General features: G+C 56.8%; 3 protein-coding genes. 1 reads left to right on the forward strand and 2 read right to left on the reverse strand.

The genetic code is table 11. The features are described from left to right. Nucleotides 1-1,732, forward strand: a 1,732-nt coding sequence (locus tag AC1DUU_RS26685) for a PAS domain S-box protein (protein ID WP_476786371.1), incomplete at its 5' end; no start/stop codon positions are given. On the opposite strand, the gene AC1DUU_RS26690 is transcribed toward AC1DUU_RS26685, so the two are convergent. Together AC1DUU_RS26690 and AC1DUU_RS26695 are read right to left on the reverse strand one after the other, a co-directional pair. Further along, the gene (locus AC1DUU_RS26690; protein WP_476786372.1) at nucleotides 1,733-2,440 is read right to left on the reverse strand and encodes a response regulator; all 708 of its coding nucleotides are present in this window, start codon (nucleotides 2,438-2,440) and stop codon (nucleotides 1,733-1,735) included. 61 nt (nucleotides 2,441-2,501) lie between these two features. Further along, nucleotides 2,502-3,410 carry a hybrid sensor histidine kinase/response regulator gene (locus tag AC1DUU_RS26695; protein ID WP_476786373.1) on the reverse strand — a complete coding sequence of 303 codons (909 nt, stop codon included), beginning with the start codon at nucleotides 3,408-3,410 and terminating at the stop codon, nucleotides 2,502-2,504. Between the last annotated feature and the right edge of the window lie 64 nt (nucleotides 3,411-3,474).

Consider the following 3,474-nt stretch of genomic DNA (forward strand, 5'->3'; position numbering starts at 1 on the left):
GTTCGAACAAGCCCCCGGCTTCATTGCCATGTTGGCTGGCCGAGATCACGTATTCGAACTCACCAACGCGGCGTATAGGCAACTCATTGGTCATCGGGACGTCTTGGGCATGACGGTACGAGATGCGTTGCCTGAAATTGCGAGCCAAGGCTTTATCGAGCTTCTAGATCAAGTCTATGTCACCGGTGAGCCCTTCTTTGGATCGTCTGTGAAGACCACGTTGCAGCGCATGCAAGGTGCCCGTGAAGAGAAACGTCTAATCGATTTCATCTATCAACCAGTCCGAAGCCCCACTGGTGAAATTATTGGGATATTCGTACAAGGCAACGACGTTACCGAGCGTCTCGTCGCTGAAACGGCCCTGCGAAACAGCGAAGCGCAATTCCGCACGTTCGCCGAGGCAATGCCGAACCATGTGTGGACCTCCACAGCCGACGGACAACTGACGTGGTTCAATCCGCGCGTCTATGAGTACAGTGGGGCTGGCCCTGGTGAACTTGACGGCGACCGCTGGGCAAAAATCGTCCACCCCGATGACATAGCTGACGCAGCCAAGAATTGGGAAAAAGCGGTTCAGCATGGCGTCTTCTATGAGACCGAATTCAGACTGCGCCGTCACGACGGAGTTTTTCGCTGGCACATTGCGCGAGCAGTTCCCATCCTCGACCAGAATGGGAACCGTCTCCAATGGATCGGCACGAATACAGACATCGACGACCAAAAGAGCGCTGCACAGGCCCTTGCTCAGAGCGAGCGGCGGTTGCAGCTGTCGCAGAACGCGGCGGGGATCGTTTCATTGGAAGTCGATATCGTCACAGGGCACGTCTTTGGGTCCGAAGGCTTTTGGGATCTATGGGGCTTGAGTCCGCGACCTTTCGTTCATGTTAGCGAACTCGAAACCATCGTCTTGGAAGCCGACAAGGACATACGTTCGAATCCTGAGACGCGCGATCAGGGAACGGCGCTTGCCAATGTCGAATATCGTATCCGTCGACCCGATACAGGTGAACTGCGCTGGCTTTCTCGCCACATCGACTTTGTCCGGGACGCCTCTGGAAAGACGATCAAGATGTTTGGCGTTATGCAGGACATCACCGACAGGAAAGAAGCTGAAGCGCGGCAGGAGATGCTCAAGTACGAGTTGGAGCACAGGATCAAGAACATACTTGCCATGGTAGGCGCGATAGCCTCTCAGACCCTTCGGAATGCGGCAAATGTGGAGGTTGCACGCATCGCACTCAACGAACGCATCCTCGCTGTAGCGAATGCCCACGATCTTTTGAACGACACACGCTGGACAAATGCGTCGATGGGCAAGGTCGTTGAAGGTGCGGTAGCAGCATTTCCGCTTGGACAGATCACAATTACGGGCCCGCAACTAGCTATCAATCCGAAGATGGCACTAACGTTAGCGCTTGCGGTAAACGAGCTGGGAACCAACTCGCTGAAATATGGAGCTCTCTCCACCTTGGACGGAAAAGTGGCGATCGACTGGTCGATTGCGCAGCCAAATTCTGTTTCTGAGCATCCCACCTTTGTCTGGAATTGGCGTGAGATCGGCGGGCCTAGCGTGGCTCTGCCAGATAGGAAAGGCTTCGGCACCTTCCTGATCGAACGCGTGCTCGGCATCGATTTCGGCGGCGTGGTTGAATACATCTTCAACCAGGAGGGGGTCGAGTGCGTGCTGACTGCGCCGATACCCTCAACGATCGTACAACCCTCCACTCATTGACTACGAGTAGAGATATCCCACGCCGCGGATAGTCCTGATTACTTCCGGCTTGGAAGGATCGTGCTCGATTTTCTTTCGCAGCCGGGAAATCCTGATGTCGATGCTGCGGTCGAAGGGATCCCATCCGCGATCGTGGGCGAGCTCAAGCAACTGGTCACGGTTGAGCGTTCGCCCGCGATTGTCGGCAAACACTTTCAAGAGCTGGAACTCCATTGGCGTAATGGCAATGTCGGCACCATCGCCGTCGATCAATTTGTGGGTTTCCAGGTCCAGCCGGCAGCTGCCGAACTGGGCAATATGCGGACCCAGATGATCCCCCCTCGCCTGCTCATGCCCCGAGGTTCTGCGCAGCACTGCCTTCACCCTGGCAAGCAACTCCCGCAAGTCGACGGGCTTGGCGATATAGTCATCGGCACCAATCTCGAGACCAACCACCCGGTCAATGATCTCCGCGGAGCCCGTCAGCATGATGATGGCAACCTTGGAATGCTCGCGCAGAAAACGCGCCAGCGAGAGGCCGTCTTCGCCAGGCATGCGGATATCGAGTATGACGACATCAACAGGCGGTTGGGCGTCGATGAGCGCGCGCAGGGAAGGACCTGCATCGGCGGTTGTGACAGCGAAACCATTGCGCTCCAGATACTCAGCGACCGTGTCGCGAATATCGGGCTCGTCATCGCAGACAACGATGTGCGGGTTGGCGTTCAACGCGTCCTCACCTTGGAATGAAAATAGCCCCCTTCGAAAGGGCATGCAAATCCATCGTGCTTCAGCCGTCCCTGTTGACCAGTTTCGAGACAAACATCCGGAGTTCGAACGGCTTTACGGGCTTCTCGAGGTAAGGCCGCTTCGTCGCGCGCAAGAAGGCCTGCGCGTCCGGGCTGATTGTGTCCCCGGTCAGGAACGCGAGCCTGTCCGCCTGCGCGGGATGAAAGTCGGAAACATGATTGTAGAGCCTGCGGCCATCCATATCGGGCATCCTGAGGTCGCTGAGGATGATATCGAATTTCCGCAGCCTCAGCTGCATCAGCGCCTCTTTCCCTGACTTGGCGATGATCACCGTGAAGYCGTCCTGGGTGAGAATTTCGGCTATCAGTTCGCCCACGTCCTTTTCGTCTTCCACCACCAGGCAGACACGCCCTGTCGATTTGGACGGTTCGGCTGCGACGGACTCGGCACGTTCAACGAGCCGGTCGGAAGCTGGAAGCGAAACCACAAAGGTTGAACCGCCGCCGTGAGTGGTTTCGACCCGGATCGTACCTTGGTGGGATTGAACGATGCGATGGCAGAACGACAAGCCGATACCGGTGCCCGCCCCGACATCCTTGGTCGTGAAAAAGGGCTCGAAGATACGCGGCAGGATTTCAGCCGATATTCCAGGGCCAGTATCAGCGACTCTGAGGACGATATTGCCGCTCTCCGGTTGGAGTTGGGTCGAGATCGTAATCTGCCTTTGGCCATCCCAGTCATGCAGCGCATGCTCTGCATTGACCAGCAGATTGATCAAAACCTGGCTGAGCTGATCGGGATCGGCCCAAACCGCAGGCAAGTTGGGCTCGAGCCGAAGTACCAGCTTGATGTCGGAAGACTTGATGGAATAGCCCGCGACCTCCGTCGCCGCCGTCACGATGTCGTCGATTGCAACATTCGATGTCCTTGTCGGCTGCTGCCTTGCCATCGCCAGGAAGGTCCTGACGATCCTTGCGCAACGTTCCGCGGCTTTGCTGATCTTGTCGGCCCGT

This window comes from Aminobacter sp. P4_H6_2 (assembly GCF_056400805.1).